The organism is Halomicrococcus pelagicus (assembly GCF_051917725.1).
Lineage (GTDB): Archaea > Halobacteriota > Halobacteria > Halobacteriales > Haladaptataceae > Halomicrococcus.
In genome coordinates this window covers 41,052-66,958 of record NZ_JBQBLX010000008.1, presented here as the reverse complement: position 1 = coordinate 66,958, position 25,907 = coordinate 41,052, and the positions used below count along the sequence as shown (strand labels likewise).

General features: G+C 66.1%; 25 protein-coding genes. 20 read left to right on the top strand and 5 right to left on the bottom strand.

Going from position 1 to position 25,907, the window contains the following annotated elements; all coding sequences use genetic code 11:
• Positions 1–114 precede the first annotated feature (114 nt).
• Both ACTF4R_RS19640 and ACTF4R_RS19635 read left to right on the top strand, forming a co-directional pair.
• On the top strand, positions 115–1,281 hold the full coding sequence (locus ACTF4R_RS19640) for an acyl-CoA dehydrogenase family protein (protein WP_440010073.1): 1,167 nt from the start codon (positions 115–117) through the stop codon (positions 1,279–1,281).
• Positions 1,278–2,051, top strand: coding sequence for an SDR family NAD(P)-dependent oxidoreductase (locus ACTF4R_RS19635; protein WP_440010071.1), 774 nt, complete (start codon positions 1,278–1,280; stop codon positions 2,049–2,051). Before ACTF4R_RS19640 ends, ACTF4R_RS19635 begins: the two co-directional genes overlap by 4 nt.
• Here the strand turns inward: ACTF4R_RS19635 and ACTF4R_RS19630 are convergent, their stop codons facing one another.
• A complete protein-coding gene (locus ACTF4R_RS19630) occupies positions 2,052–2,822 on the bottom strand; it encodes an enoyl-CoA hydratase/isomerase family protein (RefSeq protein ID WP_440010068.1) in 771 nt (256 codons plus the stop codon). It lies immediately after the preceding gene.
• Between the two features lie 145 nt (positions 2,823–2,967).
• Between ACTF4R_RS19630 and ACTF4R_RS19625 the strand changes: the two genes are divergently transcribed.
• The 6 genes from ACTF4R_RS19625 (at position 2,968) to ACTF4R_RS19600 (ending at position 10,884) form a co-directional block, all read left to right on the top strand.
• Entirely contained in the window at positions 2,968–3,837 is an 870-nt protein-coding gene (locus tag ACTF4R_RS19625) for an LLM class flavin-dependent oxidoreductase (RefSeq protein ID WP_440010065.1), read from the top strand.
• Complete coding sequence (locus ACTF4R_RS19620; RefSeq protein ID WP_440010063.1) at positions 3,834–5,981, top strand: oxidoreductase; 2,148 nt, start codon at positions 3,834–3,836, stop codon at positions 5,979–5,981. The genes ACTF4R_RS19625 and ACTF4R_RS19620 overlap by 4 nt, the downstream gene beginning before the upstream one ends.
• A gap of 87 nt (positions 5,982–6,068) precedes the next feature.
• Entirely contained in the window at positions 6,069–8,144 is a 2,076-nt protein-coding gene (locus ACTF4R_RS19615) for a hydantoinase/oxoprolinase family protein (RefSeq protein WP_440010061.1), read from the top strand.
• 6 nt (positions 8,145–8,150) lie between these two features.
• Positions 8,151–10,103 carry a hydantoinase B/oxoprolinase family protein gene (locus ACTF4R_RS19610; RefSeq protein WP_440010058.1) on the top strand — a complete coding sequence of 651 codons (1,953 nt, stop codon included), beginning with the start codon at positions 8,151–8,153 and terminating at the stop codon, positions 10,101–10,103.
• The gene (locus ACTF4R_RS19605; protein ID WP_440010056.1) at positions 10,100–10,396 is read left to right on the top strand and encodes an acetone carboxylase subunit gamma; all 297 of its coding nucleotides are present in this window, start codon (positions 10,100–10,102) and stop codon (positions 10,394–10,396) included. The genes ACTF4R_RS19610 and ACTF4R_RS19605 overlap by 4 nt, the downstream gene beginning before the upstream one ends.
• A gap of 56 nt (positions 10,397–10,452) precedes the next feature.
• Complete coding sequence (locus ACTF4R_RS19600) at positions 10,453–10,884, top strand: MaoC/PaaZ C-terminal domain-containing protein (RefSeq protein ID WP_440010053.1); 432 nt, start codon at positions 10,453–10,455, stop codon at positions 10,882–10,884.
• A gap of 71 nt (positions 10,885–10,955) precedes the next feature.
• On the opposite strand, the gene ACTF4R_RS19595 is transcribed toward ACTF4R_RS19600, so the two are convergent.
• The gene (locus ACTF4R_RS19595) at positions 10,956–11,918 is read right to left on the bottom strand and encodes a ring-cleaving dioxygenase (RefSeq protein WP_440010050.1); all 963 of its coding nucleotides are present in this window, start codon (positions 11,916–11,918) and stop codon (positions 10,956–10,958) included.
• A gap of 279 nt (positions 11,919–12,197) precedes the next feature.
• On the opposite strand from ACTF4R_RS19595, the gene ACTF4R_RS19590 reads away from it, so the two are divergent.
• From ACTF4R_RS19590 to ACTF4R_RS19535, 12 genes are all read left to right on the top strand, one after another.
• On the top strand, positions 12,198–13,508 hold the full coding sequence (locus tag ACTF4R_RS19590) for an LVIVD repeat-containing protein (protein WP_440010048.1): 1,311 nt from the start codon (positions 12,198–12,200) through the stop codon (positions 13,506–13,508).
• A 341-nt stretch (positions 13,509–13,849) separates the two neighbouring features.
• Positions 13,850–15,526, top strand: a complete 1,677-nt coding sequence (locus ACTF4R_RS19585) for a glycoside hydrolase family 13 protein (protein ID WP_440010045.1) — start codon at positions 13,850–13,852, stop codon at positions 15,524–15,526.
• 131 nt (positions 15,527–15,657) lie between these two features.
• Positions 15,658–15,951, top strand: coding sequence for a DUF211 domain-containing protein (locus ACTF4R_RS19580; RefSeq protein WP_440010042.1), 294 nt, complete (start codon positions 15,658–15,660; stop codon positions 15,949–15,951).
• Positions 15,948–16,529, top strand: coding sequence for a VIT1/CCC1 transporter family protein (locus ACTF4R_RS19575; protein WP_440010041.1), 582 nt, complete (start codon positions 15,948–15,950; stop codon positions 16,527–16,529). The genes ACTF4R_RS19580 and ACTF4R_RS19575 overlap by 4 nt, the downstream gene beginning before the upstream one ends.
• Positions 16,530–16,590: 61 nt before the next feature.
• Positions 16,591–17,475 carry a DUF7351 domain-containing protein gene (locus ACTF4R_RS19570; protein ID WP_440010040.1) on the top strand — a complete coding sequence of 295 codons (885 nt, stop codon included), beginning with the start codon at positions 16,591–16,593 and terminating at the stop codon, positions 17,473–17,475.
• Positions 17,476–17,596: 121 nt separating this feature from the next.
• A complete protein-coding gene (locus tag ACTF4R_RS19565) occupies positions 17,597–17,869 on the top strand; it encodes a hypothetical protein (protein WP_440010038.1) in 273 nt (90 codons plus the stop codon).
• Positions 17,870–17,871: 2 nt separating this feature from the next.
• Positions 17,872–18,813 carry an ABC transporter ATP-binding protein gene (locus ACTF4R_RS19560; RefSeq protein ID WP_433631679.1) on the top strand — a complete coding sequence of 314 codons (942 nt, stop codon included), beginning with the start codon at positions 17,872–17,874 and terminating at the stop codon, positions 18,811–18,813.
• Positions 18,810–19,646: an ABC transporter permease gene (locus ACTF4R_RS19555; RefSeq protein WP_440010036.1), complete on the top strand. Its 837-nt coding sequence runs from the start codon at positions 18,810–18,812 to the stop codon at positions 19,644–19,646. The genes ACTF4R_RS19560 and ACTF4R_RS19555 overlap by 4 nt, the downstream gene beginning before the upstream one ends.
• Before the next feature lie 460 nt (positions 19,647–20,106).
• Positions 20,107–20,301: a hypothetical protein gene (locus ACTF4R_RS19550; RefSeq protein WP_440010034.1), complete on the top strand. Its 195-nt coding sequence runs from the start codon at positions 20,107–20,109 to the stop codon at positions 20,299–20,301.
• Positions 20,298–21,362, top strand: a complete 1,065-nt coding sequence (aceA, locus tag ACTF4R_RS19545) for an isocitrate lyase (RefSeq protein WP_440010033.1) — start codon at positions 20,298–20,300, stop codon at positions 21,360–21,362. The genes ACTF4R_RS19550 and aceA overlap by 4 nt, the downstream gene beginning before the upstream one ends.
• Position 21,363: 1 nt before the next feature.
• Positions 21,364–22,665 (top strand): malate synthase AceB, encoded by a 1,302-nt coding sequence (gene aceB, locus ACTF4R_RS19540; protein WP_440010030.1) that lies wholly within the window; start codon positions 21,364–21,366, stop codon positions 22,663–22,665.
• Between the two features lie 238 nt (positions 22,666–22,903).
• Entirely contained in the window at positions 22,904–23,293 is a 390-nt protein-coding gene (locus ACTF4R_RS19535) for a hypothetical protein (RefSeq protein WP_440010027.1), read from the top strand.
• A gap of 227 nt (positions 23,294–23,520) precedes the next feature.
• On the opposite strand, the gene ACTF4R_RS19530 is transcribed toward ACTF4R_RS19535, so the two are convergent.
• From ACTF4R_RS19530 to ACTF4R_RS19520, 3 genes are all read right to left on the bottom strand, one after another.
• A complete protein-coding gene (locus tag ACTF4R_RS19530) occupies positions 23,521–23,775 on the bottom strand; it encodes a hypothetical protein (protein WP_440010024.1) in 255 nt (84 codons plus the stop codon).
• A gap of 80 nt (positions 23,776–23,855) precedes the next feature.
• Positions 23,856–24,752, bottom strand: a complete 897-nt coding sequence (locus ACTF4R_RS19525; RefSeq protein ID WP_440010023.1) for an ABC transporter permease subunit — start codon at positions 24,750–24,752, stop codon at positions 23,856–23,858.
• Positions 24,749–25,774, bottom strand: coding sequence for an ABC transporter ATP-binding protein (locus ACTF4R_RS19520; RefSeq protein ID WP_440010021.1), 1,026 nt, complete (start codon positions 25,772–25,774; stop codon positions 24,749–24,751). Before ACTF4R_RS19520 ends, ACTF4R_RS19525 begins: the two co-directional genes overlap by 4 nt.
• Positions 25,775–25,907: the final 133 nt, after the last annotated feature.

Below are 25,907 nucleotides of genomic sequence, written 5' to 3'. Positions count from 1 at the left end.
CATCGGCACCCTCGCCGGAGCGTCGGTAGACGTCGTGGCCGCCCGGACGGCAGTGGCGACGAACGGTTCGCGCACCGAGAAATTAAGGCCCGGGTGGCCGACTGGACGAACGTCATGCTAACCCGGCTCACGATATCGGACGACCACGCGGCGTACCGCGAGGAGGTCCGGGCGTTCTACGACGCGGAGATAGCGCCACACGTCGAAGCGTACGAAGACGCCGGCGAGTTTCCCAGGGACCTGGTGCGGACGCTCGGCGACGCCGGACTCGTCGGCGTCCCGTACGCGGAGGACGTAGACGGCGGCGGCCTCGACTACCGGTCGTTCGCCATCGCGATGGAGGAACTCGCCCGGACGTGGAAACTGCTCGCGGGAACGGTCAACGTCGCCGCCGGCCTCGTCGGGTATCCGATAGCCACGTTCGGCACTCCCTGGCAGCGCGAACGGTGGCTGGCAGACGTCTTCGCCGGCGAGTCCATCGCGGCGCTCGCGATGACGGAGCCGGACGCGGGGAGCGACGCCGCGTCGGCGTCGACGACCGCGGAGCGAGACGGCGACGAACTGGTCGTCGACGGACACAAGGTGTGGTCGACGAACGGCGCCATCGCGGACCTCCTGCTGGTGCTGGCGCGAACCGGCGAGGACGACGGCCACCGGGGACTCAGCCTCGTCGGCATCCCGGACCCGCACGACCGCGACGGCGTGACCGTCGTCCGGGACATCCCGTCGATGGAGGGCGAAGCGGCCGTCGAGACCGAGATACGGTTCGACGGCGTCCGCGTCCCGGCGGAGAACGTCGTCGGCGACCCCGGGTCCGGCTTCCGATACGTGATGGAAGCGCTCGACGTCGGCCGCATCGGGACCGCTGCACAGGGCGTCGGCGTCGCACAGGCCGCCCTGGACGCCAGTCGCGAGTTCGCGGACGAGCGCGAACAGTTCGGCCAGCCCATCCGGGAGAACCAGGGCATCTCGTTCAAGCTCGCCGACATGGCGATGGACGTCGAGGCGGGGCGACTGCTCACGCTCGCGGCGGCGGACGGCCGGGACAGGGGCGACCGCGTCACCCAGGCGGCCGCGATGGCGAAGACGTTCGCGACTGACGCCGCGATGGACGCGGCGACCGAGGCCGTCCAGATACACGGCAGTCGCGGCTACTCGAAGGAGTATCCCGTGGAGCGGTACATGCGCGTCGCCAAGGGGATGCAGATATACGACGGAACCAACGAGATAAACCGCGTCGTCATCAGCAAGCGGATGTACGAGAACGAGGGGGAGCGATGACCGTCGCGCCCGACGTCGACCTCTCGGGCGAGGTCGTCGTGGTGACCGGGGGCACGCGCGGCATCGGCCGCGCCATCTCCGAGGCGTTCGCGGCGGCGGGCGCGGACGTCGTCCCCACCTCGCGGACCCGGGCGGACGTCGAGGACGCGGTCGAGACCGTCCGCGAGGCGGGGAGCGACTCGGTCGCCGTGCCGACCGACGTGACAGACGAGGCGGCCGTCGACGCGCTGTTCGAGACCGTCGAGGCGGAACTGGGTTCGGTCGACGTCGTCGTGAACAACGCGGGCATCAATCCCGTCGACGGGATGGACCGGCCGGAGGACGTCGACCCGGACGCGTTCGACCGGACGGTGGACGTGAACCTCCGCGGCGCGTTCCGCTGCGCTCGCCGGGGCGCAGCGGCGCTCGCCAGCGACGGCGGCGGGAGCGTGGTGAACGTCGCCAGCGTCGCCGGCCTCGTCGGCATTCCACGCCAACACCCCTACGTCGCGTCCAAACACGGTCTCGTCGGTCTGACGAAGAGCCTGGCGCTCGACTGGGCGCCCGACGTCCGGGTGAACGCGCTGGCACCCGGGTACGTGAGCACGGACCTGACGGAGCCGCTGAAGGCCGACGAGGAGCTGTACGAGTCGGTCGTCGACAGGACGCCGCTCGGCCGGTTCGCCGACCCGGCGGAAGTCGCGGGACCGGCGCTGTTCCTCGCGAGCGACCTGGCGAGTTTCGTGACCGGGGCCGTCCTGTCGGTCGACGGCGGGTGGACGACGCGGTAGCTACGTCTCCCACTCCGGGTCGCGACCGTCGAGTTGCGCGTCGACGCCCTCCCGGTAGTCGGGGTCCTCGCGGGCGGCCTCGTGTGCGATGCGGCCGAGGTGGTCTTTGGCCGCCGCCGGCGACATGTCCATCGTCTCGTAGAACCCGGTCTTGAGCTTCCGGAGGACGCGGGGGCTCTTCTCCAGGAGGGACGCGGTCAGCGAGGCGACCTCCTCCTCCACCTCGGACCGGGGGACGCTCCGCGTGACGAGCCCGATGCGTTCGGCCTCCGCGCCGTCGACGGGTTCGCCGGTCATCACGAGGTCGAGCGCCCGCCGCCAGCCGACCATCTCGCGCAGCATCGGCGGCGAGAAGTGGTTCACGATGCCGAGGCTGGCTTCGGGTTGGCCGATGGTGGCGTCGTCGGCGGCGACGACGAAGTCGACGTGGAGCATGAGGTCGAACCCGCCGCCGAGACAGACGCCGTCGACCTGCGCGACGGTCGGCTTCCCGAGTCGCCGGAGCGCGTCGAACAGTTCCTGCCAGGTCTCCGTGAACGCGGCGAGCGAGTAGTCGGTCTCGCGGACCTCCTTCAGGTCGCCGCCGGCACAGAACGCGTCCTCGCCCGCGCCCCTGAACACGACGACGTGGACGCCGTCGTCGTGTCTGTACTCGCGAACCCGGTCGATGATGTCGCGTTTCGTCTCCGAGTCCATCGCGTTCAGCGCGTCGGGGCGACGTATCTCGACGGTCGCGACGCCGTCGGTGACATCGAACACCGCGTTACTCATGCACAAGTCTTCCGCCGAGAGGACCTTAAATCATCACCCAGGCCGTCGGCGTACAGAACTGTCGAACTATGTCCGATACCGTAACCTATCGGGCCGGATTGAGCAGCGTACTTTTACGTTCCGATGTGTCCTGTGTTGACACATCATGAATGTAGGCGTCGGCCTACCGAACACGTTGACGGGAACCGACCGCGACCTCGTTCTGGAGTACGCCGAACGCGCGGACGCCGGACCGTTCTCGAGCATCGGCGTCTTCGACCGCCTCCGGTACGACAGTCTCGACCCGATGGGGACCCTGGCCGCCTGCGCCGGCGTGACCGACGACGTGCGGTTGGCGACGTCGATAATCGCCGGCCCGCTGCGGCGAAACGCGTTGCTCGCGAAGAAGACGGCGACGGTCGACGTTCTCTCGGACGGACGGCTCACCGTCGGACTGGCGCTCGGCGCCCGGCGCGACGACTACGAACTCGCGGACGTTCCGTACGGCGAGCGCGGCCGCCGCTTCACGGAGCAACTCGGTGCACTCCGCGACCAGTGGGAGAGCGAGGAGGTCGGCCCCGACCCGGTCCAGGACGGCGGTCCGGAGCTACTGGTCGGGGGGATGAGCGACCCGGCGTTCAAGCGCGTCGGCCGGTACGCCGACGGGTACATCCACGGCGGCGGCCCGCCGAGCGTCTTCGAACGGGAGGCCGAGAAGGCCCGGGCGGCCTGGACGGAGGCGGAGCGACCGGGCGGGCCCGCGCTGTGGGGGCACGGCTACTTCGCGCTCGGCGACGAGGACGTCGAGGAACGGGGCCGGGAGTATCTCCTCGACTACTACGCGTTCACCGGACCGTTCGCCGAGAAGGTGGCCGACGGACTCCTCACGACGCCCCAGGAGGTCGTCCAGTTCGTCCGCGGCTACGAGGACCGGGGCTGTGACGAACTCCTCCTGTTCCCGACGGTGACCGGCGTCGAACAGTACGAGCGCCTGGAGCGCATCGTCGAGAACGAATGGGGTGACGGTCTCGCATGAACGTCGAGGTCCTCGGCGGGGGACCCGGCGGTCTGTACGCCAGTCTCCTGTGCCAGAAGTCCAACCCGGACTGGGACGTCAGCGTCCACGAGAAGTATCCCGCCGACTCGTCGTACGGCTGGGGCGTCGTCTTCTCCGACGCGACGCTGTCCTCGCTCCGCGAGGCGGACTACGAGACCCACGAGCGCATCACCGAGGCGTTCGTCCAGTGGGACCCCATCGACGTGTACTACGGCGGCGAACGCCACCGCTGCGGCGGCCACACGTTCGCCGGCATCATGCGGACCGACCTGCTGGAGATCCTCCAGGACCGCTGTCGGGAACTCGGCGTCGACCTCAACTTCGAGGTCGAGATAGACTCGCCGCAGGAACTCCGGGAGGACGCCGACCTCCTGGTCGGCGCCGACGGCATCGCCAGCACCGTCCGCGAGGAGTACGCCGACCGGTTCGAGCCGAACGTCTCGGAGGGGAACGCCAAGTTCGCGTGGTACGGGACCGAGAAGCCGTTCGACGTCTTCACGTTCATCTTCCGGGAGAACGACGACGGCCTCTGGCAGATACACGCCTATCCGGGCGAGACGAGCACGTTCATCGTCGAGTGCAGCGAGGAGACGTGGCGCAACGCCGGCCTCGACGAGAAGAGCGAGGCGGAGAGCCTGGCGTACTTCGAGGACCTGTTCGCCGACCACCTCGACGGCTACGGGCTGAAGTCCAAGCAGGAGCGCTGGCGGAACTTCCGGACGGTGAAGAACCGGAACTGGCACTTCGACGACGTCGTGCTCGTCGGCGACGCGGCGGCGTCCGCCCACTTCACCATCGGGGCGGGCACCAAGATGGCGATGGAGGACGCCATCGCCCTCTGGGAGGGGTTCAAGGAGCACGGGACGGACGTGTCGGCGGCGCTGAACCGGTACGAGATGGACCGCCGGGACAAGGTGAGCGCGCTCCAGACGGCCGCCGACCGGAGCCGACGCTACTTCGAGCACGTCGACCGCTACCTCCACATGGACCCCGAGCAGTTCACCGTCCACCTCCTGACGCGCAGCGGCCGGATCACGTACGACAACCTGCGCGTCCGCGACACCGGCTTCGTCGACGACTACGACAGCTGGTTCGCGAACCGGGCCGACGGTGCGAACCCAGGGACGCTCGACGTCGCCACTCCGCCGCTCTTCACACAGTTCGACCTGGACGGCGTCTCACTGTCGAACCGCGTCGTCAAGCTCCCGGCCGACGACCAGGACGCGACCGACGGGCTGCCGAGCGCGGCGTACCGGGACGCGCTGGTCGAGGCCGGTCGGAGCGGCGCCGGCCTCGTCCTGACGGACCCGGTGGCCGTCGCGGCGGACGGCCGCATCACGCCGCGGAACGCGGGTATCTACGCCGACGACCACCGGGAGGCGTGGACTGACGCCGTCGGACGGATTCACGACGCGGGGGACGCGAAGGTCGCGGTCCAGCTCTCCCACGCCGGCCGGCGCGGCGCGATGCGACCGCGGTCGGCGGGACTCGACCGTCCGCTCCCCGACGAGGCGGCCTGGCCGCTGCTCGCGCCGTCGTCGAAACCGTTCTCGAAGGGGACGCGGACGCCGACGGCGATGGACGACGACGACCGCGAGCGCGTGCTCGCGGCGTTCGAGTCGGCGGCGACGCGCGCCGCCGAGGCGGGGTTCGACGTCGCACAACTGCACGTGGGACACGGATACCTGCTGAACAGTTTCCTCTCGCCGTTCGCGAACGAGCGCGACGACGAGTACGGCGGGTCGCTCGAGAACCGGATGCGGTTTCCCCTCGCGGTCTTCGAAACGGTGCGTGACGCGTGGCCCGACGACGGGGCGGTGACCGTGACGCTGCAGGCGACCGACTGGCACCCGAACGGGTTCAAGACCCGCGAATCGTACGCGCTCGCGGAACGGCTCGCGGAACGCGGGTGTGCGCTCGCCGCCGTGGTGGCGGGGCAGGCGAGTCCGAACGGCCGCCCGCGGTACGACCCGCAGACGCTCGGCCGGTTGAGCGACCGAATCAGGAACACGGTCGAGATTCCGACGATGGCGACGAACTACGTGACGACGACGGACGGGGTGAACACGCTGGTCGGGAGCGGGCGCGCCGACCTCGCCGTGCTCTACGACGACGAGCTGTGACCACCCCCGAGAGCGGTTAATTCAGTCTAAGTTTCGTTATCTTATTTAACAAAACACCTATTCATTCCCGCCGCGGTTTGCTATGGTATGGCATATGTAACGGGAGTTGACACGGGAGGGACGTTCACCGACACGGTCATCGTCGGCGACGATGGCTCCCGCGTCACCGGGAAGGCACCGACGACGCCCGACCGGCCGGAGGAGGGAGTCGTCGCCTCGCTCGCGAACGCCGCGGAGACCCTCGACCACCCCCTGGAGGACGTGCTGGCGGACACGAGCGTGCTGTTCCACGGCACCACGCTGACGACCAACACCGTCCTCGAACGAACGGGCGGCGACGTCGGCCTCGTCACGACCCGTGGACACCGGGACGCGCTGCACATCGGTCGCACCACGACGCGAACGAAGGGGCTCTCCCAGCAGGAGATGCAGCACTACGCGGCACAGTCGAAGCCGCAACCGCTCGTTCCCAAGGCCAACGTCCGGGAACTCGACGAGCGGACCGACTACGCCGGCGAGGAGGTCGTCTCCCTCGACGACGACCAGGTCAGGGACGCCGTCGCCGACCTCGCCGACGACGTCGACGCCATCGCGGTGAACCTCCTGTGGAGCTTCCGGAACGCCGACCACGAACGCCGCGTCGGCGAGATCGCGGCGGACGTCGCGCCCGACACGCCGACGTACCTCTCCCACGAGGTCGTGCCGAAACTCGGCGAGTACGAACGCGGCGCGACGACCGCCGTCAACGCGTACACGGCCCCCGTGCTCGCCGACTACGTCGACGACCTCGCGTCCGCGCTGTCGGACCGCGGCCTCGACGCCCCCGTCTACCTCATGAAGAGCACCGGCGGCGCGATGCCGCTCACCGAGGTCGAGAACGACGCCGTCGCGACGATAAACTCCGGGCCCGCAGGGGGCGTCATCGGCTCGCAGTTCATCGGCGACGCGGTCGACGAGCCGAACCTCATCTGCACCGACGTCGGCGGGACGAGCTTCGACGTCGGCCTCGTCATCGACGGCGACCACCAGGTGCGCGCGACCTCCGCCGTCCAGCAGTACAGTCTCTACCAGCTCTCGGTCGACATCGAGTCCATCGGGAGCGGCGGCGGTTCGGTCGCGTGGATCGACGACGGCGGTGCGCTCCAGGTCGGCCCGGAGAGCGCGGGCGCGGACCCCGGCCCGGCCTGCTACGACCTCGGCGGCGACCGACCGACGGTGACCGACGCGGACCTCGTTCTCGGCTACCTGAACCCCGAGTACTTCCTCGGCGGTCGCCGCGAACTCGACGTCGACGCCGCGCGTGCGGCGATGCAGGAACACGTCGCAGACCCGCTCGGCGTGAGCGTCGAGGAGGCGGCCGCCAGCGTCTTCGAGATCGTCAACGGGGCGATGGCCGACCTCCTCCGACAGGTCACCGTCGAGCGCGGCCACGACCCGCGGAACTTCTCCATCTTCGCCTACGGCGGGGCCGGCCCGCTGCACGCGTCCTTCTACGGGGAGGACCTCGGCACCCAGTCGACGATCGTCCCGCTGGGCGACACCGCGTCCGTGTTCTCCGCGTTCGGCATCTCCACGTCGAACGTCGGCTGGGTCGAGGAGATGTCGAACCCGGCCGTCGCGCCGTTCGACGCGGACGACCTCGCGGACACGTTCGGGGAACTGGAAGACCGCATCGAGTCCGACTTCGAGAGCCAGGGGTTCGACACGGACGCCGTCTCCTACGCCCGGGAGGTCGACCTCCGGTACAAGGGGCAGGTCCACCAGGTGTCCGTTCCGGTGCCGACCGGCGACCTCGCGGACGGGGACGTCGACGACCTGCTCGAACGCTTCGAGGCGAAGTACGAGTCGCTGTACGGCCCCGGGTCGACGTACGCGGAGGCCGAGGTCGAACTGGTCCACCAGCGCGTCCGCGGAAGCGGGGACACGACGAACCCGACGCTCGCGGCGTCCGCCGAGGCCGGCGACGCTCGCACGGACGCGCGGGACGTGTACTGGCCGGACCGGTCGGCGTTCGTCGAGACGGCTATCTACGACGGCGACCGGCTGACGCCCGGCGACGCCGTCGACGGCCCCGCGGTCGTACAGCTCCCCGACACCACCGTCACGGTGCGCCCGCACCAGCGCGCGACGGTCGACGACTACCGCAACATCATCATCGAGTGAGCATCCATGTCACAGATTCCAGGCGCGGACAAGTACGACGCGGTCACGGAGTTCGACGAAGCGGCGCTCCCGGACGACCTCGACCTGCACACCGTCTCGGACGACCACGACCTCGACACGGTCACGTTCGAGGTGCTCCGACACCGACTCGGACAGATCAACGACGAACAGGGGACGACGCTCAAGCGGGTCAGCGGCTCGCCCATCGCCACCGAAGCGAACGACTTCAACGTCACCATCGCGGACGAACGCGGCGAAACCGTCAGCTTCGGCCCGTACGTCATGTACCACGCGAGCGTCACCGACCTCATCATCAAGTGGATACTCGAACATCGAGCGGAGAACCCCGGCATCGAGCCCGGCGACATGTTCATCTGTAACGACCCCTGGGTCGGTGCCGTCCACCAGAACGACGCCGTCGTCATCGCCCCCGTCTTCCACGAGGACGAACTGTTCGGCTGGGTGAGTTCGACGCTCCACCAGGTCGACGTCGGCGGCAACGAGATCGGGAGCTTCTCCATCGAGGACGACGACGCGTTCGCGGAGGCGGAGCCGGTGCCGCCGACGAAGCTGGTCGAGGACGGCGAACTCCGCGCGGACGTGGGGGACCTGATGCTGCGGAAGTCGCGGGCCGCCCCGCTCCTGGGGATGGACCTCCGCGCCCAGATAGCGGCGAACAACGTCGCCATCGACCGCATCCACGAACTCGTCGACGACTACGGCGCGAACACGGTCAAGGCCGTGATGAACGAGACGATGGACTACGCCGAGGAGAGCCTCCGCGCCCGCCTGCGAGAGCTCCCCGACGGCGTCTGGCGGCACGTCGCCTACCAGGACGTCGCCAACGCCGCCGACCGGAGCGTCTACCGGACCCGTCTCGAACTCCGGAAGGCGGACGACGGACTGACGTTCCGGGTCAGCGGCGACGAGTCGGCGGGCGTCATCAACACGACGTACGCGGGGATGCGCGGCGCGCTCACCACCGCCGTCCTGCCGATGCTCTGCTACGACATCCCGTGGGCGCTCGGCGGCATCTATCGCGTCCTCGACTTCGAGGCCGACGACGGCATCATGGTCAACGCCGAGTACCCCGCCGGAACCGGGATGGCCGCCGTCGCGGGCACGTGGCACACGGCCAACCTCTCGAACGTCTGCGTCGCCAAGATGCTGGACGCCAGCGACGAGTACGACGAGGAACTGTTCGCCGGGTCGTCCGGGTCGTGGGTGACGATGAACGTGATGGGCGTCGACCAGCGCGGCGAGTTCTTCGTCACGCAGTTCATGGACCCCATGGCCGGCGGCTGGGGGGCACGTACCCACTCCGACGGCGTCAACACCGGCGGCATCTGGGTCGCGCCCGGCGGTGCCGCCCCGAACGTCGAGTCGAACGAACTCTCGTTCCCGATGCTGTATCTCTACCGGAAGGAGGAGACCGACTCCGGCGGTCCCGGCGAACACCGCGGCGGCGTCACGTCGAGCATGGCCTGGAAGGCCCACGACACGGACGGACTCGCGCACGTCGTCTCCTCGTTCGGCGCGGCGATGCCGACCAGCGAAGGCGTCTCGGGCGGCCACCCGTCGAACGCCGTCCGGTACGAACTCCTCCGCGACAGCGACGTCGCCGACCAGTTCGCCGACGGGACGATTCCCGCCGACAGGGACGACGTCGACGGGCAGACGGAGGTCCCCCAGCCGAAGGCGAAGTTCGAGACGGGCGCGGACGACGTCTACTACAGCCGCTGGCAGGGCGGCGGGGGGTACGGCGACCCGCTGGACCGCGACCCCGAAGCGGTCGCCGAGGACGTGGCGGTCGGTTACGTCTCCGAGACTGAAGCCCGGGAGACGTACGGCGTGGTGCTCGACGGCGGCGACGTCGACGCCGCCGCGACCGACGAACGCCGAGAGGAGATCCGCGAGCGACGGCTGACCGCCGAACCCTGGGGAGGTGACGGGCGATGACTCGCCGACGGCTCGACGCCCACCTCGACGTGGACACGGACGCTGAGACCGTCGTCTGCCGGCGCTGCGACGAGACGCTCTGCGACGCCGACGAGAACTACAAGCTCCACGCGCTCTGCGAGCGGCTGCCCGTCGAGGACGCCGGTCCGCTCGTCAACGACCCGGCGGAGTACGTCGACGACGACCTCGAATTCCGGAAGTTCTACTGTCCAGGGTGTGCCACCCAGCTCGCGACCGAACTCGTAGAGGCCGACCTCGAACCGGTGCACGAGGTCGAACTCGACCTCGAGTAGGCGGGCCGCCGGCACCCCGAACTTTATGGGCGGAATCCCCTTACCACGGGACGTCGATGGCGCTCCGACACTTCGAAGACGTCGCGGTCGGCGAAACGTTCGACTGCGGGTCGGTTTCGGTCACGGAAGCCGAGATAATCGCGTTCGCCGAACGGTACGACCCGCAACGCATCCACCTCGACCCCGACCACGACGAGGAGCTCTCGGACGGCGTCGTCGCGAGCGGCTGGCACACCGCGAGTCTCGCGATGCGCCAGTGCGTCGACGGCTTTCTCACCGACCTCGCGGTCGTCTGTGCGATGGGCATCAGGGAGCTGCGGTGGTACGAACCGCTCCGCCCCGCCGACGAACTCGCCGTCGCCGCAGAAATCGTCGACAAGGACGCCATGGACGACGACCGGGGCGTCGTCGACGTCCACGTCACCGCGACCGTCGACGGCGAGACGGCGATGGAGCGGACCGACGAAGTGCTCGTCAGACGAGCCTGAGAGCTGTCGCCGGACGACGAACGCCGTCGACCGGCGTCCCGGCGCGAGGGCCGGTAGCTCAGTACGGCTCGCTACTCGTCCTCCGACGGGACGGTCGGCCCGTCGAACGGCGGTAACTGCGCCTCGATGGCCTCGCGCTCGTCTTCGAGCCACTGGGGGAGCCGCAGGTCGGAGCCGAGGTCGTCGACGTCCTCGTCGACGGTGAAGCCGGGGTCCGTGGTCGCCATCTCGAAGAGGACGCCGCCAGGTTCGCGACAGTAGACGGACTGGAAGTACTCGCGGTCGACGACGTCGGTCGCGGTCAGTCCGTGGTCGGCGAACGCCTCCCGCCAGCGCTCCTGTTCCTCGACGTCGGCCGCCTCGAACGCGACGTGATGGATCGTTCCGACGCCCGACCGTCCGCGACCGTCCGTCTCGACGAGGTCGACGACGGACCTCGGTCCGCCCCCGTTCGCGCGATACCGTCGTCGCCCGTCCCCTTCGGCCTCGCGTTCGTAGCCGAGGACGTCGGTCAGCACCGAGACGGTCGGCTCGAACGCCGGGACGGCGAGCGTCACGCCGTGGAATCCGCGAAGCTGGTGGTCCGCCGGGACGGGGCTCCCGTCCCACGGTCGCACGTCGGCGTCGGCGGCCTCGTCGCTCGCGACCAGCGCGAGGCCGATGCCGTCGGGGTCGTCGAACCGGAGCACGGTCTCGCCGAACCGCTCCGTCCGGTCGACGTCGACGCCCTTGCCGGCGAGTCGGTCGTGCCAGTAGTCGACCGACTCGGGGCGTATCAGGTAGCCCGCGGTCCGCGTCTGCCCGGTACCGGCCCGTCCCCGGCGGCCGCCGTCCGTCCAGGGGAAGAACGTGATGGACGTCCCCGGCGTCCCCATCCCGTCGCCGAAGTAGAAGTGATACGTCGTCGGGTCGTCGTGGTTGACCGTCCGCTTGACGAACCGTAGGCCGAGCGTGCCGACGTAGAAGTCGGCGTTGCGCTGGGGGTCGCCCGCGATGGCAGTGACGTGGTGGAGTCCGGGTGTGGTCGGTGACACGATGTCTTCTACTCGGGCCTCCGAGCGGGTATGGTTTACTGGACGCGAGCATCACCTGGTTACGTTCGGTTACCGACCGGCGTCGCCGAGTCGGTGGCACGCGGGAAAGGACCACCTGGACCCCAACGACCGCGGGTGAGACGGCCCGGAGAGGAAACAGCCCACCGGTGGACGGGTTTCCTTCCGTTCAGGCGGCCCATAACAAACGGTGAATCCGCCGTTCCGACCGCTGGAGTGATTCCAGTGAATTCCCAGCACGATTCGCGAACCCGTCGTCGATTGCTGAGGCGTTCGGCCGTCGCCCTCACGGGGACGTTCCTCGCCGGGTGCGCCGGCTCCCCCGGTGAGGACGACGATGACGACGCGGACGGAACGACGACGAGCACGAGGACGGAAACGGTCGACCCCGGTCGGACGACGCTCCGGAAGCTCGGCCAGACGCGACCCGCGGCGCAGCCGCCGCCCGGTGGCGGCTACTCGGAGACGGCGGTTCGAGCGGACGGCGAGTACGCCGTCCTCGGGACCAAGTGGGGGGTAGAGGGCACGTATCTCATCGACCTCGCCGACCCCGCCTCCCCGAACGCGGTCCACTCTCTGAAGAGTTCGAACGACGCGCCGAACATAGACGTCAAGTTCGACCACCGGGACGGTCTGTACTACCGGACGATAGAGAAAACCTGGCCCGGTAACTTCGAAATCGTCGACTACGGCTACTCTGCCGGAACGCCGACGAACCCGAGGGTCGTCGGGTCCGTCTCCGAGGGGAAGTCCCACAACGTGACGCCGCACCCCGGGAAACCGGTCCTCTACACGGTGAACTACGGCCTGGAGACGAACGGGTTCGACGTGTACGACGTGGCCGATCCGACGGCTCCGCGCAAGGTGGGCCAGTACGGTCCCCAGGGAGCCTGTCACGACATCACCGTCGATCCGGAGCGGGAGGTGCTCTGCGCGGCGTTCCAGGCGGGGCAGTTCATTGGCTTCGTCGTCTACGACGTGAGCGACCCTCGAAACCCGTCGGAGATCGGACGTTTCGACTACGGGAGTCGGAAGTCGTACGAGCAGGCGAGCGTCGGGGAGGAAGCGTTCGGCAGTGCGCATCACGGCCACTTCGACCAGCGACGCGACCTGCTCGTCCTGGGTGACGAGCGGCCGTTCGGCGTCCCGGGCGGAAAGCACGTCTTCGACGTCGGGTGGCGGGACGGGTCGCTGGAGAACCCCGTCCCGGTCGGGTTCACCGTCTCGCCGAACGCCCGCCGCATGGAAGAGGGAAAGCGGACCGAACGCTTCGACTGGACCGGCCATCACTTCAACATCGTTCCCTGGGGGGACGCGACCCTCCTCGTCAGCGCCGACTGGCACGACGGCGTCGTGGTGTACGACGTCACCGACCCGACGGCTCCGCGTCCGGTCGACCGGTATCCGACCGCCGACGGTGCGGACGCAGTCACGCCGAACGACAGCGTCGCCGCACTCGGTGCGCCACCGATGGCGTGGAAGGCGTCGTACAATCCCGAACGGGAACTCGTCGTCGCGAGCGATGCGTTCACCGGCCTCTACACGTTCGAGTTGACGCCTCGACCGGGGTAGTTCGCTCGACGTCCCGGCGAGGGATACGACTCGGGAGGGCCGAACGTCGGCGCGAAAGCCGACGCCCGCTTTCGGGTAGCGAACCGCGTGCCACGACGGGAGACGATAGCTGAAACTGCCGTGCGACGGCGCGATTCGAACTCGGTCGAAACGCCGTCGACGAGGGTCACGGAAGTCCGCTTCGGACGATGTCGACGTCCGAGTGTCGCAGTTCGAAACCCGCGACGTACCGTCCGTCGCGGAACGTCGACGCTCTCCCGTCGCGATACCTCGAGACGAACGGTCGACCGGCGCTGTCTCTCGTCGCCGCAATCAAGGTGCAGTGCGTCGTAACAGCCATCATGAATGACGGCAGAACGTGGTGGAAGGAAGCCGTCGTCTACCAGATCTATCCCCGGAGCTTTCACAACGCGAACGACGACGGCATCGGCGACCTGCGGGGCATCTCGGAGAAAGTCGACTACCTCGACGACCTGGGCGTCGACGTCGTCTGGCTCTGTCCGGTGTACGACTCGCCGCTCGTCGACGGCGGCTACGACGTTCGCGACTATCGCGCAATCCACGACGATTACGGGACGATGGCCGACTGGGAGACGCTGCGCGACGACCTCCACGCGCGGGACATTCGACTCATCATGGACATGGTGACCAACCACACGTCCGACGAACACGAGTGGTTCCGCAAATCACGCCGCAAAGCGGGGAAGTATCGGGACTACTACTGGTGGGTCGACGGTGACCCCGACCGACCACCGAACAACTGGGAGTCGTTCTTCGGCGGGCCGGCGTGGAGTTACGACGAACGGCGCGAGGCGTGGTACCTTCACCTGTTCGACGAGAAGCAACCGGATCTCAACTGGCGAAATCCCGACGTCAGAGAGAGCCTCTTCGAGATGGTACGGTGGTGGATCGAGAAGGATTGCGACGGATTTCGCTTCGACGTCATCAATCTCATCTCCAAACCCCCGGATTTGCCCGACGGGGACCCGGATTCGACCCAGCGAGGGAAAGAACAGTTCATCAACGGTCCACGAGTTCACGAGTACGTCCGGGAGCTGCACGACAGGGTACTGGACGACTACGACGTCGTGACCGTCGGCGAGACGTCCGACGTCACCATCGACGAGGCGCTACGGTTCCACGAGGACGGCCTCGATATGGTGTTCTCGTTCCAGCATCTCCACATCGACAAGGGCGACCGGGGACCCTGGGACTTCGACGAATGGACCCTCGACGAACTTCGAGACGCGACCGCGAGGTGGCAGCGCGGTCTAGAGGACGGGGCCTGGAACAGCATCTTCCTCGGCAATCACGACCAGCCGAGACTGGTCTCTCGATTCGGCGACGACGAGGAGTACCGGGCCGAATCGGCGAAGATGCTCGCGACCTACCTCTTCACCCTCCGGGGCACCCCCTTCGTCTACCAGGGGGACGAGATCGGAATGACGAACCCGACGTTTCGTCGCCTCGACGAGTATCGGGACGAGGCGACCATCCAGAAGGTCATGCTCGCACTCCAGACGGGCGACGTCTCGACCTTCGACAAGATCCGGGACGCGGTCGACTTCTGGAGTCGTGACAACGCCCGGACTCCGATGCAGTGGTCTGACGACGAGAACGCCGGGTTCACGGACGGGGAACCGTGGATAAAGGTCAACGAGAACTTCCCGGAAGTCAACGTCGAACGGGAACAGGGGGACGAAGACTCCGTCCTCAACTACTATCGCCGTCTCGTCGTACTCCGCCATTCTACCCCCGTCCTGGTGTACGGCCGCTACGTCCAACTCCTCGAGGACCACCCGGAGATCTACGCGTATCTCCGAACGCTGAACGACGAATCGGAGCGGCTGCTGGTCGTGCTCAACTTCTTCGACGGGGAGCCGACGTTTCGACTACCGGACGACGTTACGGACGACCGAAGCGAGAAACTCGTCGGCAACTACGGCGACCGTGCCGGCGACTCGATAGCCGAAATCGATCTCCGTCCGTACGAGGCGCTCGTGTACCGACTGGAGTGATCGTCGGTAGTCTCCGGACGAAACGCGGTCGGGAGAGACCGGTCGAGTGCGACGAGCCGACGTCGATAGCCGGGAGCGGAGGCACCTCTCGGACCCTTAGCACTAAGCGTCTACCGAGCGATGCGCTGGCAATGGTCGAAACCAAACGTCTGGTACTCGACATCTTGAAACCCCACGAACCAGGGCTCCTCGAATTTTCCGAGGTCATCGCTCGCTGCGAGGGCGTTTCCGGAGCGAACGTCGTGTTGCTCGAAACCGACCGCGAGGTGCAGAACGTCAAGGTCACGGTCGAAGGCGACGACATCGATTCCTCTGCTGTCGAAGAGGAAATCGACGGTCTCGGAGGGACCGTTCACTCGTTCGACGAGGTAGCGTGTGGCGAGGTACTCGTCGAAGAGAGCGAGACGCCCCAGGACGTTCGATGATGGCGTGGATGGAGGAAGTGAGGGAACTCCTCCGAAAAGAAGAGGTTCGGTCGATATCGCGCAGATATTTCATCTCCAACGGGTTCGACGGTACGCTGACGAGCATCGGAATCATCGTCGGAGCGTATCTCTCCGGGGTGTCGGACGGCGTCACGGTGGTCAAGATCGGTGCCGGTGCTGCCGTCGGCCTCGCAACGTCCGGCGTCTGGAGCGTCTGGGAGATAGAGCGCGCCGAGAAGCGGGCGGAAATCCTACAACTCGAGCGTGCGATGCTCGCCGACCTGGACGACACGAAGGTACAACGCCAGAAAGCCGGTGCGCGAAAGATAAACGCCGTAATGAGCGGAATCGGGCCGCTCATCGGCATCCTCTTTCCACTGGTTCCGTTTCTGCTCCAGGGGACGTACCTCTCGCTCCTCGAAGCGACGGTCGTCGGTGTCGGCATCGGCGTCGGCGTTCTGTTCGTGTTCGGTGCCTACCTCGGCCAGCTATCGGAGCAGAACTGGTTCGTCGCGGGCGTTCGCATGGGTCTTGCGGGGCTCGTGGTCACGTTCGTCAACTTCCTCCTTCCGGGGTAGTGGAACCGCCCGCCCGAAAGCGAGTGGTTTGTACGAACTCGCACCAGAGTAGGTGATATCCATGCCTGATAACGCGTCCGTCTCACCGGAAGACGCCTTCTCGGTGCTCGGAAACGAACTGCGGACCGCGATTCTGCAGGCGTTCGCGGAGGCAGAACGCGATGGGACGAACGGACTCACGTTCACCGCGATTTACGACAGAGTTCCCGTCGACAGTACCTCCCAACTGTCGTACCACCTCGATATGCTCGACGAGATATTCCTGTACAAGGACGACCAGGAGTACGCCCTGACGCAGGCAGGCGACAAGGTCGTGCGGGCGATACTGTCCGGGACGTACTCCGAACGCCCGTCGTTCGAGTCGACGCGACTCGAAGGTCGGTGTCCGGCATGTGAGTCCGTCTCGTTGCGGGCCGACTATCGCGAGAGGGGACTCGTCGTCGTCTGTACCGACTGTGACACGCAAATCGTCGTCTACGACCTCCCTCCCGCCGAAGCGAAGGACCGGTCGAGTACGGAGATCCTGCGGTCCTGCGACCAGCGGATTCATCACGAGTACGCCACCGCCCTCAGGGGAACGTGTACGGCCTGTGGCGGACGAACGTCGGTCGAGATCGACAGCGAAGACGGCCCCGGTTCGACGGAACACTACTGCATCGCGCGATGTCGAAGCTGCTATCGTCAGGTCTTCGCTCCCCTGTACGTTCGATTGCTCTACCATCCGGCGGTCGTCGTGTTCTACTGGAAACGGGACGTCGATATCTCGTCGGTCCCCTTCTGGGAGATATCCGAGTACGTCCGGAACTGGAGCACGGAGGTCATCGAGGAGTGTCCCTTCCGTGCTCACGTCACGGTCGCCTACGAAGACGCCGAGACGCAGTTGACTGTCGACGGCACACTCGACGTCAGTCTCCCGACTTCGAGGGGGTCGAAACCAGACACCTGACTCTCCCGTTGGAGCTGAAGACCGATGCTCCTCCCGTGGGTCAAGAGAATTTGAGTAGCCGCTCTGACAAGATGTAATTAAATTGACAATCCTTTTCAACCCTTCCAGTATAGGTTCTCGTATGGTCACCTTCGCAGTCGAGGCTATCTACGAACGACGCTTCCGCTGGTTCTTCGTGCTACCCTGTGCACTGGGGTGGATGTTCACCGCGTCCGGCGGGAGCAGTTCCCCCGCGATACTACTGCACGACGTTGGCAACGTACCTCCGGGACGACTTCTCCTGGCCGCGTCCGTCGTCGCACTCGCTATCTTCGGAATCGTCGGAACCGACCGCTACCGAAACCAGGTAGGAGACCGCACCGTCCCCATCGGCCGTGCGACGGGCGGTGACTGACGGTGGCCGCGATCCAGACGCACGGGCTGACGAAGCGGTACGGACACGACATCTACGCAGTCGACGACCTCTCGCTGACCGTCGAAGAAGGCGAGGTGTTCGGGTTCCTCGGCCCGAACGGTGCCGGAAAGTCGACGACCATCGACGTGTTGCTGGACTACGTCCGGCCGACCGCTGGCTCCGCGACGGTTCTCGGATACGACGCCCAGCGCGAGGCGGCCGAGATTCACCAGCGGGTCGGCATCCTCCCGGACGGGTATAGCCTGTACGACCGGCTCACGGGGCGCGAGCACGTCGAGTTCGCCACCAACATGAAAGGAGTGGACGACGATCCGGACGAGATTCTTCACCGGGTCGGCCTCGATTCGACGGCGGCGGCCCGACCGGCGGGGACGTACTCGAAGGGGATGAGCCAACGCCTCGCCCTGGGAATGGCACTCGTCGGCAATCCGGAGGTGCTGGTGCTCGACGAGCCATCGAGCGGGCTCGACCCCGACGGTATACGAGACATCCGCGAGATCACCAGAGAGCACGCTGCCGACGGCGGTACCGTCTTCTTCTCCTCCCACATCCTCAGTCAGGTCGAGGCGGTCTGCGACCGCGTCGGCATCTTGAACCGTGGTCGACTGGTCGCCGTCGATTCCGTTAGCGGACTCCGCGACGCGCTCGGAACCAGCTCGACCATCACGCTTACCGTCGACACGCCACCGACAGGAATCAGCGTCGACGGAATCGAAGGCGTGACGGAGGTGACCATCGAGGAAGACGTGGTCCGAGCGACCTGTACCGAACCGGCGGCGAAGGTGGCCGTCATCGATCGGGTGAGAGCCGCGGGAAGCACTATCGTAGACATCGAAACCGAGCAGGCGTCACTCGAGGACCTCTTCTCCGAGTACACGCACCCCGACGCACGCACCGAAGCCGTCCCGGAGGCGGTGCGATGAGCTGGCAGGTCATCGCAGCGAGGGAGTTCCAGGACGCCGTCCGTTCGCGGCTCCTCTGGGGACTCGTCGCCGTCGTCGCAGTCGTGATCGGCCTGACTGCCGTCGTTCCGTTGTTGATACCGGCGATGAACGCCTCCGCGCTGACCGGCCTCGGCGCGGCCAGCGAGTTCGCTGCGATACTCGTTCCGATCATCGCACTCGTCGCCGCATACCTTGCCATCGCCGGCGAACGGGAATCGGGGAGTCTACGGCTCCTGCTCGGCCTCGAACCGACCCGATCCGCGGTCGTCCTCGGGAAGTTCTTCGGTCGGACTGCGGTCGTCGTCACCGGACTGGCTATCGGCTTCGCTCTCGCCAGCGCCGTCGCGTGGCTCGCGTACGGGTCGTTGCCACTCCTCGCGTTTCTCGGCACCCTCTTCCTCACTATCTGTCTGGGGGTCTCCTTCGTCGGCATCGCGGTCGGGATTTCCGCCGCGACTGCGACGCGAGCGAGAGCGATGATGCTGGGGATTGCAAGCTACCTCGGGCTGGCACTGCTCTGGGACCTCCTACCGCAGGGTGCACATCTCGTCGTCGAGGGGTCGCCGCCGGGGGGAACCGTCCCCGCGTGGTTCCTGTTGCTCGAAGGGCTCAGTCCGTCCGGTGCCTACAGCGCGCTGGTGACGAGGACGCTGAGTGCGATGGACCCTGCTCTCCCCGGACCGGCGAGCCTCCTCGGCGGTCCCGTTCCGGTCTACCTCGAGTGGTGGGTCTTCGTACTCGTCCTGTTCGCGTGGACGGTCGTCCCGCTCGTTGCCGGATACTGGGTGTTCGAACGGGCAGATCTGAACTGATCACGGGAGTCATCGTGACCCGTGACCACCGAAACACTACCGTCGACCCCTGAACGGGGATCGAATCGACTATCGAGCGGTCGTTCCCTCGCGGAGTACTTGGTCGTGTGAGCAGCCAGCGATAGAACGGCGGGAGTATCAGACAGATACGATGTCGAAGACAACTCCAACGACGATACCGATCGTGACGACCGTTCCAGCGTAGAGGAACGACAACCGACGCTCGAACGGTTGGTTCGAGAGCGTAGAATTATGCGAGTCATTGTCTATCAATTATATTCCTTAACTACTCCAGAGCCGTAATAGCACACTAAAGACTATTATCATTATCAATCATAACATTTATCGGCGGTTCGCGTGACCAACGACTGCGGTGAAACGAACGATGGTATCCGTACTCCGCCCCAGACGTCGACCCTGAATCGCCTCTTCGAACGATCAGCCAGCCGCTACAACCGATATGACAGACCGGACCCGATACGACCGAAGCGAAGAAGAAGCGCCGACAGTTCCGATGATCACCCCCTCTGGTGAACAGACGCCGACGACCGACCCCACGAGCGTCCGCGCACTCCGACAGAAGTGTGCGGTCCTCCGGACGCATCTCGAACAGATCGAAGAGATACTCGACGGTATAGACGCTGAAGACCGATGATTCCCGACAAAGACGTGACGACGACCGACCTGGAGAACCGTGCCGCACAGGAGTTCCGCGACCGACTGGACTCCCAGAACTACGTGTTCGCACCCGGGCTGTACCACGCCCTCGACGCCCGCCTGGCGGAGATGGCCGGGCTCGACGCCGCGTACATGAGCGGCTACTCGACGGTGCTCGGGCAGTTCGGATTCCCCGACCTCGAGATGGTGACGATGACCGAGATGGTCGAGAACGCCAAACGCATCGTCGAAGCCTGTAACCTCCCCGTCGTCGCCGACTGCGACACCGGCTACGGGGGCGTTCACAACGTGCGTCGTGCCGTCCGCGAATACGAGAACGCGGGCGTTGCCGCCATCCACATCGAGGACCAGACGACGCCCAAGCGGTGCGGACACATCGCCGGGAAGAAAATCGTCTCGCGCGAGGAGGCGCGCGGTCGCTTCGAAGCCGCGGTCGACGCCAAACAGTCGGAGGACACGGTCATCATCGCCCGGACCGACGCGTACGGCTCCGCGAACGGTGACTGGGAAGAACACTTAGAACGCGGACGCATCTACGCCGACGCGGGCGTCGACATCGTCTGGCCGGAGATGCCGGACCCGAGCCGCGAGGACGCCGTCGAGTACGCCGAGACCATCCACGAGACGCACCCGGGCCTCAGGCTCGCGTTCAACTACTCCTCGTCGTTCGCGTGGTCGGACGAAGACGACCCGCTCACGTTCGAAGAGCTTGGCAATCTGGGGTACGAGTACATCTTCATCACCTTGTTCGCGCTCCACTCCGGCGCCCACAGCGTCTACGAGGACTTCAAGCAGCTGGCAGAGAGCGACGAGCAGGCGCAGTTCGACCTGGAGGACCGGTATCTCGACCATCCGACCGAGTCCCACCACGAACTCTCGTTCGTGGACCGCTACCAGGACGTCGAGACCCGGTTCGACCCGGAGGCCAACGCACGCATCCAGGAATCCGAGGGATACTCCGAGGACGAGTCCGACCCCATCACGTCTAACCCTGGGGAGGACGAGGCGGTCCCCGCGTCCAAAGGGGAGGACGACTGACGTGAGCACTCGCCGCCAGCACGACCGCGCGTTCGTGCGGACGTTCTTCACCTCGCCGACGGCGGTGGAGGGGGAAGACGACTCCGCCAAGATGGTGCGGAGTGCGGCCCAGCTACGCGGAATGGAAGCACCGGACGTCTGGGTTCCGGACAACGAGGACGCGACGGCACCCTCGATGCGCGACGAGGGTGCCGAGAACGTCGTCGACGTCGTCGCCGAACACGGGGCGGACTTCCCCGGCGAGATTCACCCCCGCGTCGTCTGGCATCGGGACAGCCCCACGACGCGGTACCAGGGCTTCCAGCACATACTGCAGATCGCCAACCCCGAGAAGGGAGCCATCGAGCACATCGACGGCTTCGTGATTCCGGAGGTCGGCGGCATCGACGACTGGAAGAAGGCCGACGAGTTCCTCACCGTCGCCGAGAACGAGCACGGCCTCGAGGAAGGGAGTCTGGCCATGTCGGTCATCGTCGAGAGCGCGGCGGCCGAGTTGGCGATGGGTGACCTCCGCGAAGAGATAGCGAAGCCGACGAACAACCTCGAACGCCTGTTCATGCTGGTCGACGGCGAGGTCGACTACACGAAGGACATGCGCGCGATGACGCCGACCGGCGGACTGCCGTCGTGGCCGGAGCTCCGCCACAACACGTCTCGGGGTGCGAGCGCTGCCGGCCTCGTCGCGGTCGACGGTCCGTACGACGACATCCGGGACGTCGAGGGCTACAACGAGCGGATGACCGACAACCGCGCCAAGGGGATGGTCGGCATCTGGTCGCTGACCCCTGGCCAGGTCGTCGAGGCGAACGAGGCACCGCTACCGCCGGAAACCGGCAGTTGGCTCATCGACGTGGACGGCCACGAGGTCGAACTCGAATCGGTGGACGGCCTCCAGGTCTACGACGGTGACCGGATCGAACTCGAGGAAACCAGCGATGGCTACGTTCTCCGCGTCGACGGTGACGACCTCGAACTCGACGAGGACGAACTGCGTGAAGAGCTACTGGACCTGACCGAGTACGTTCCGAGCATGGACGACATCGTCGACTCGATGGAGGAGTTCGAAGCGGCCAAGGAAGCAGGCAGGGGCGCTATCTCCATGACGCAGGCGGCGACCATCGTCGTCGACGGGAACGAAATCGACATCACCAAAGACCGAATGTGGGACGAGGCCACCTACCAGGCCGCGATGACGCCCATCAGCCTGTTCCAGGACGTGTACGAGAATCGTTCGGACCAGCACGAAGCACTGGCGGAGTTGTACGGCGAGGACGTCGTGCAACGTGCGATGAACGTCGGATAACGGGGACGTCGGCGTTCCCTGGACTTCGACCGTTGTCCGAGACAGTAACAGGTCGTCCGTATTTTTGCACCCCGAGACGCGACAGCGATGAACCCGCTACCGGAACTGCAGGGAGACTCGAGCGGCGGGGGTGGTCGAGCACGAAGGGTAACGCCGTGGATGGCGTGCAAGTGGGGTACGGACAGGAGTCACGTGTGGCGCCCACAACGTTATCCCGTTCATTCCCCTGTGTCACAGTATGGCAGACACGAAAAAGAGCCGGGACGAGCAAGCCCGTGACGAAGAGAACCGCCAGCGAGAGCGAGAACTCGAGGAGGCGCGCGAGCGCACCGACGAAGCCGAGCCGCCACGTGACGAACGGGGCGAAGCGAACGAGACTCGAAACGACCAGGACGAGTCTCCGGATTCGCCTCGCGAGTGTCACCGTCGCAACTGCGACGAGCCGGCGGCGTTCGTCGTCCTCGAACGATACCAGGAAGACACGGGTCACGGCGCCGTCGAGGCGGAGGCCCTCCTGTGCCGAGCGCACACGGACGAGGAGAGTCCGACGAACCTCGATGGCGTCTACGAGGACTACGTGTTTCGCGTCGAGCCACTGTCGGAGATAGCGAACGCGGACGCGTCGTGACGGCCTCCGCACGTCGAACCGTTGGCCCCCGGATTCGTGGCGTATCCGGTCGATTCGGACGAGGGGAGTCTCCAGCCCCTGGCCAGTCCACGGGGGCGCAGTGTGGGCTTTGCTGCCGGCCAGCGACGGAGCGGTCATGCTCAGTCGGTACTACCGTACCGGTGACGACGTGAGCAACAGCAACTCGGAACCGAGGCATTCGCTCGCCTTGCTCCCCTTGCGTCGAATTACAACTCGCGTATGAAGGTGACCTCCCAACTTCCCTCGACCTTCTTCGCATCTACGACGACGAGGCCGTCGTCTCTGGGGTCGTCTCTGAGCACCTCGACCTGGTACTTTCCCTCCGGTTCGTCATCGGATGCGTCGTCCGCGGCCGCTTCGTCGAACGGGGATGGACGGCCCGCTTCTCCGTTAGCGTAGTTCTTATCGACGCACTTCTCTATCGCCTCTCTCAGATCGCCGCTCGCTACCGAGTAACTCATACTGGACGTGGCGACCAGGGTCAGTTAATCTAATCGGCCGAAAGCGTCAGCATGGACGAACGTGAAACGCTTCGCTGGACTCATTCGAGGTCGGAGTGCTCGAATCGCCAGTAGCCCAGCACGACCGGGATTACCCCCCAGGCAACCAGTACGATCACCGAAACCCAATCTTCGAGGTAGAACGGGACCTCGCCTGCGACGCGATTGGCGAGTTCCAGTCGCTCCGGCGAGGTAGTTGTCGGAATATCTTCGAGAGGGAACTCGGGAACTGGGGTCACCTCCTCGTCGAGGGCGGCGCCAGTGAGGACGCGGAAGGCCTCCAGAGGACTGAGCCGTTTCAGGAGGAAGTACCAGCTATCGGCTCGGATTCCCGGAAGAGACCCGTTGACGGCGTAGTACAGCCCCACGATTATCGGCTTCCAGAAGAACACCATCCCCACGAACGACCCGACGGTAAGTCCCATCGCCCGTCCCCTGGTCGCCGTGGCGGCTGACCCACCAACGGCGAGGCCCGTGAACGTCAGTCCAACCAGCACACCAGCGGCCACGAACCCGACGAACGCTCCGACGTTGGGGGCGCCGTACAGCGTCACGACCAGTACACTCGCCACGGCATATCCCACGGTAAGTGCCGTGCCGGTGACGAGAAGTCGACCGACGAGTTTCCCGGTTACGATATCCAATCGAGAGAACGGATAGCTTAGCAGGACGTGCAGACTCCCCGAACGGCGCTCGCCGACCACGGCCATGTAGCCCGCGGCCAGTGCGATGCCCGGGACGAACAACTGGCCGAGCATCGCGACGCCAGCCAGCGCCACTGCGGCGTCGACAGTCACTCGGTCCGGGAAGAGCTGTTCGGCGGAGAGGAGTGCCATCACCAGAAAAGCGACGAAGACGGTGATGAGTCCCCAGAGCATCTTCGACCGGACTGCGTCTTCGAAGTCCTTCCTGGCGACGTCCTTCCAGGTAGCCGTCATGGGGACGCCTCCTCGACGGTCGGTTCGTTCCGCCCGACTTCTCGAGACGTTCCGCCGGTCGTATAGGCCGTGAAGACGTCTTCCAGGGAAGCGCTCTCGGAGTCGACGTCGAGGACGTCGACGCCGGCGTCCGTGAGACGGGCGATAACCCGTGCCTTCGCCCGTGAATCCGAACACGTGACTCGAAGGATGCCGTCCGTTTGGACGACCGAGTCGACCCCTTCGATGGTTTCTACCTCGACGTCGACCTTGTCGGTCACCCGCAGACGTAGTTCGGAGCCAGCCCCGACGGTTTCGCGTAATCCCTCGACAGTGTCGACTGCCACCAGCGTCCCCTCGTACAGGATGCCGACGCGGTCACAGATGGCCTCAACCTGGCCGAGGATATGGCTGGAGAAGAACACGGTCTTCCCCGCCTCGGCCGCCTCGCGAACGAGTTCCTGCATCTGGCGGATGCCGTGGGGGTCCAGTCCCGAGGATGGCTCGTCGAGGATGAGGAGGTCGGGGTCGCCGGCGAGCGCCATCCCCAACGCGAGCCGCTGTTGCATGCCCTTCGAATAGTCACCGACTGGTCGGGAGGCATCAGCCCTGGTCAGGCCGACTCGGTCGAGGAGCGCCTCGGGAGCAGTGGCGGCGTCCTTCCAATCGATGGCGAACTCTAAATGTCGACGTCCTGATAGTCGGTCGTAGAGACCGAACCCCTCCGGAAGGACACCGATGCGCTTCCGGAGTACCTCCGATTCGTGATGCACGTCCAGCCCCAGGACCGTCGCGGATCCTGCAGTGGGGCGCACGTAGTCCAAGAGCATGTTGATGGTGGTGGACTTGCCGGCACCGTTGGGACCGAGGAATCCGAACACCTCGCCGGATTCGATCTGGAGGTCGAGTTCTTCGACCGCAACGACCGCACTGTCGCCGGACCCGTACTGCTTCGTCAGGCTGTCCGTTTCGATGACCGTCTCCGAACTCGTTCCGGAGGTCACGACGAAACACACCTCCAGCGACGGATGCACCTCTCCCATCGTTGCCGAGGACGGCTCTCGCTCTCGAAAGTTCGGGGTCGTCTCACCTGTCGCTCGCCCGGTAGCGTACTCGGTCCGTCTGTTTCTAACGAAACCATCTCCGTTTGCGGCGTAGGAGCGCGTCGTGTTTGTA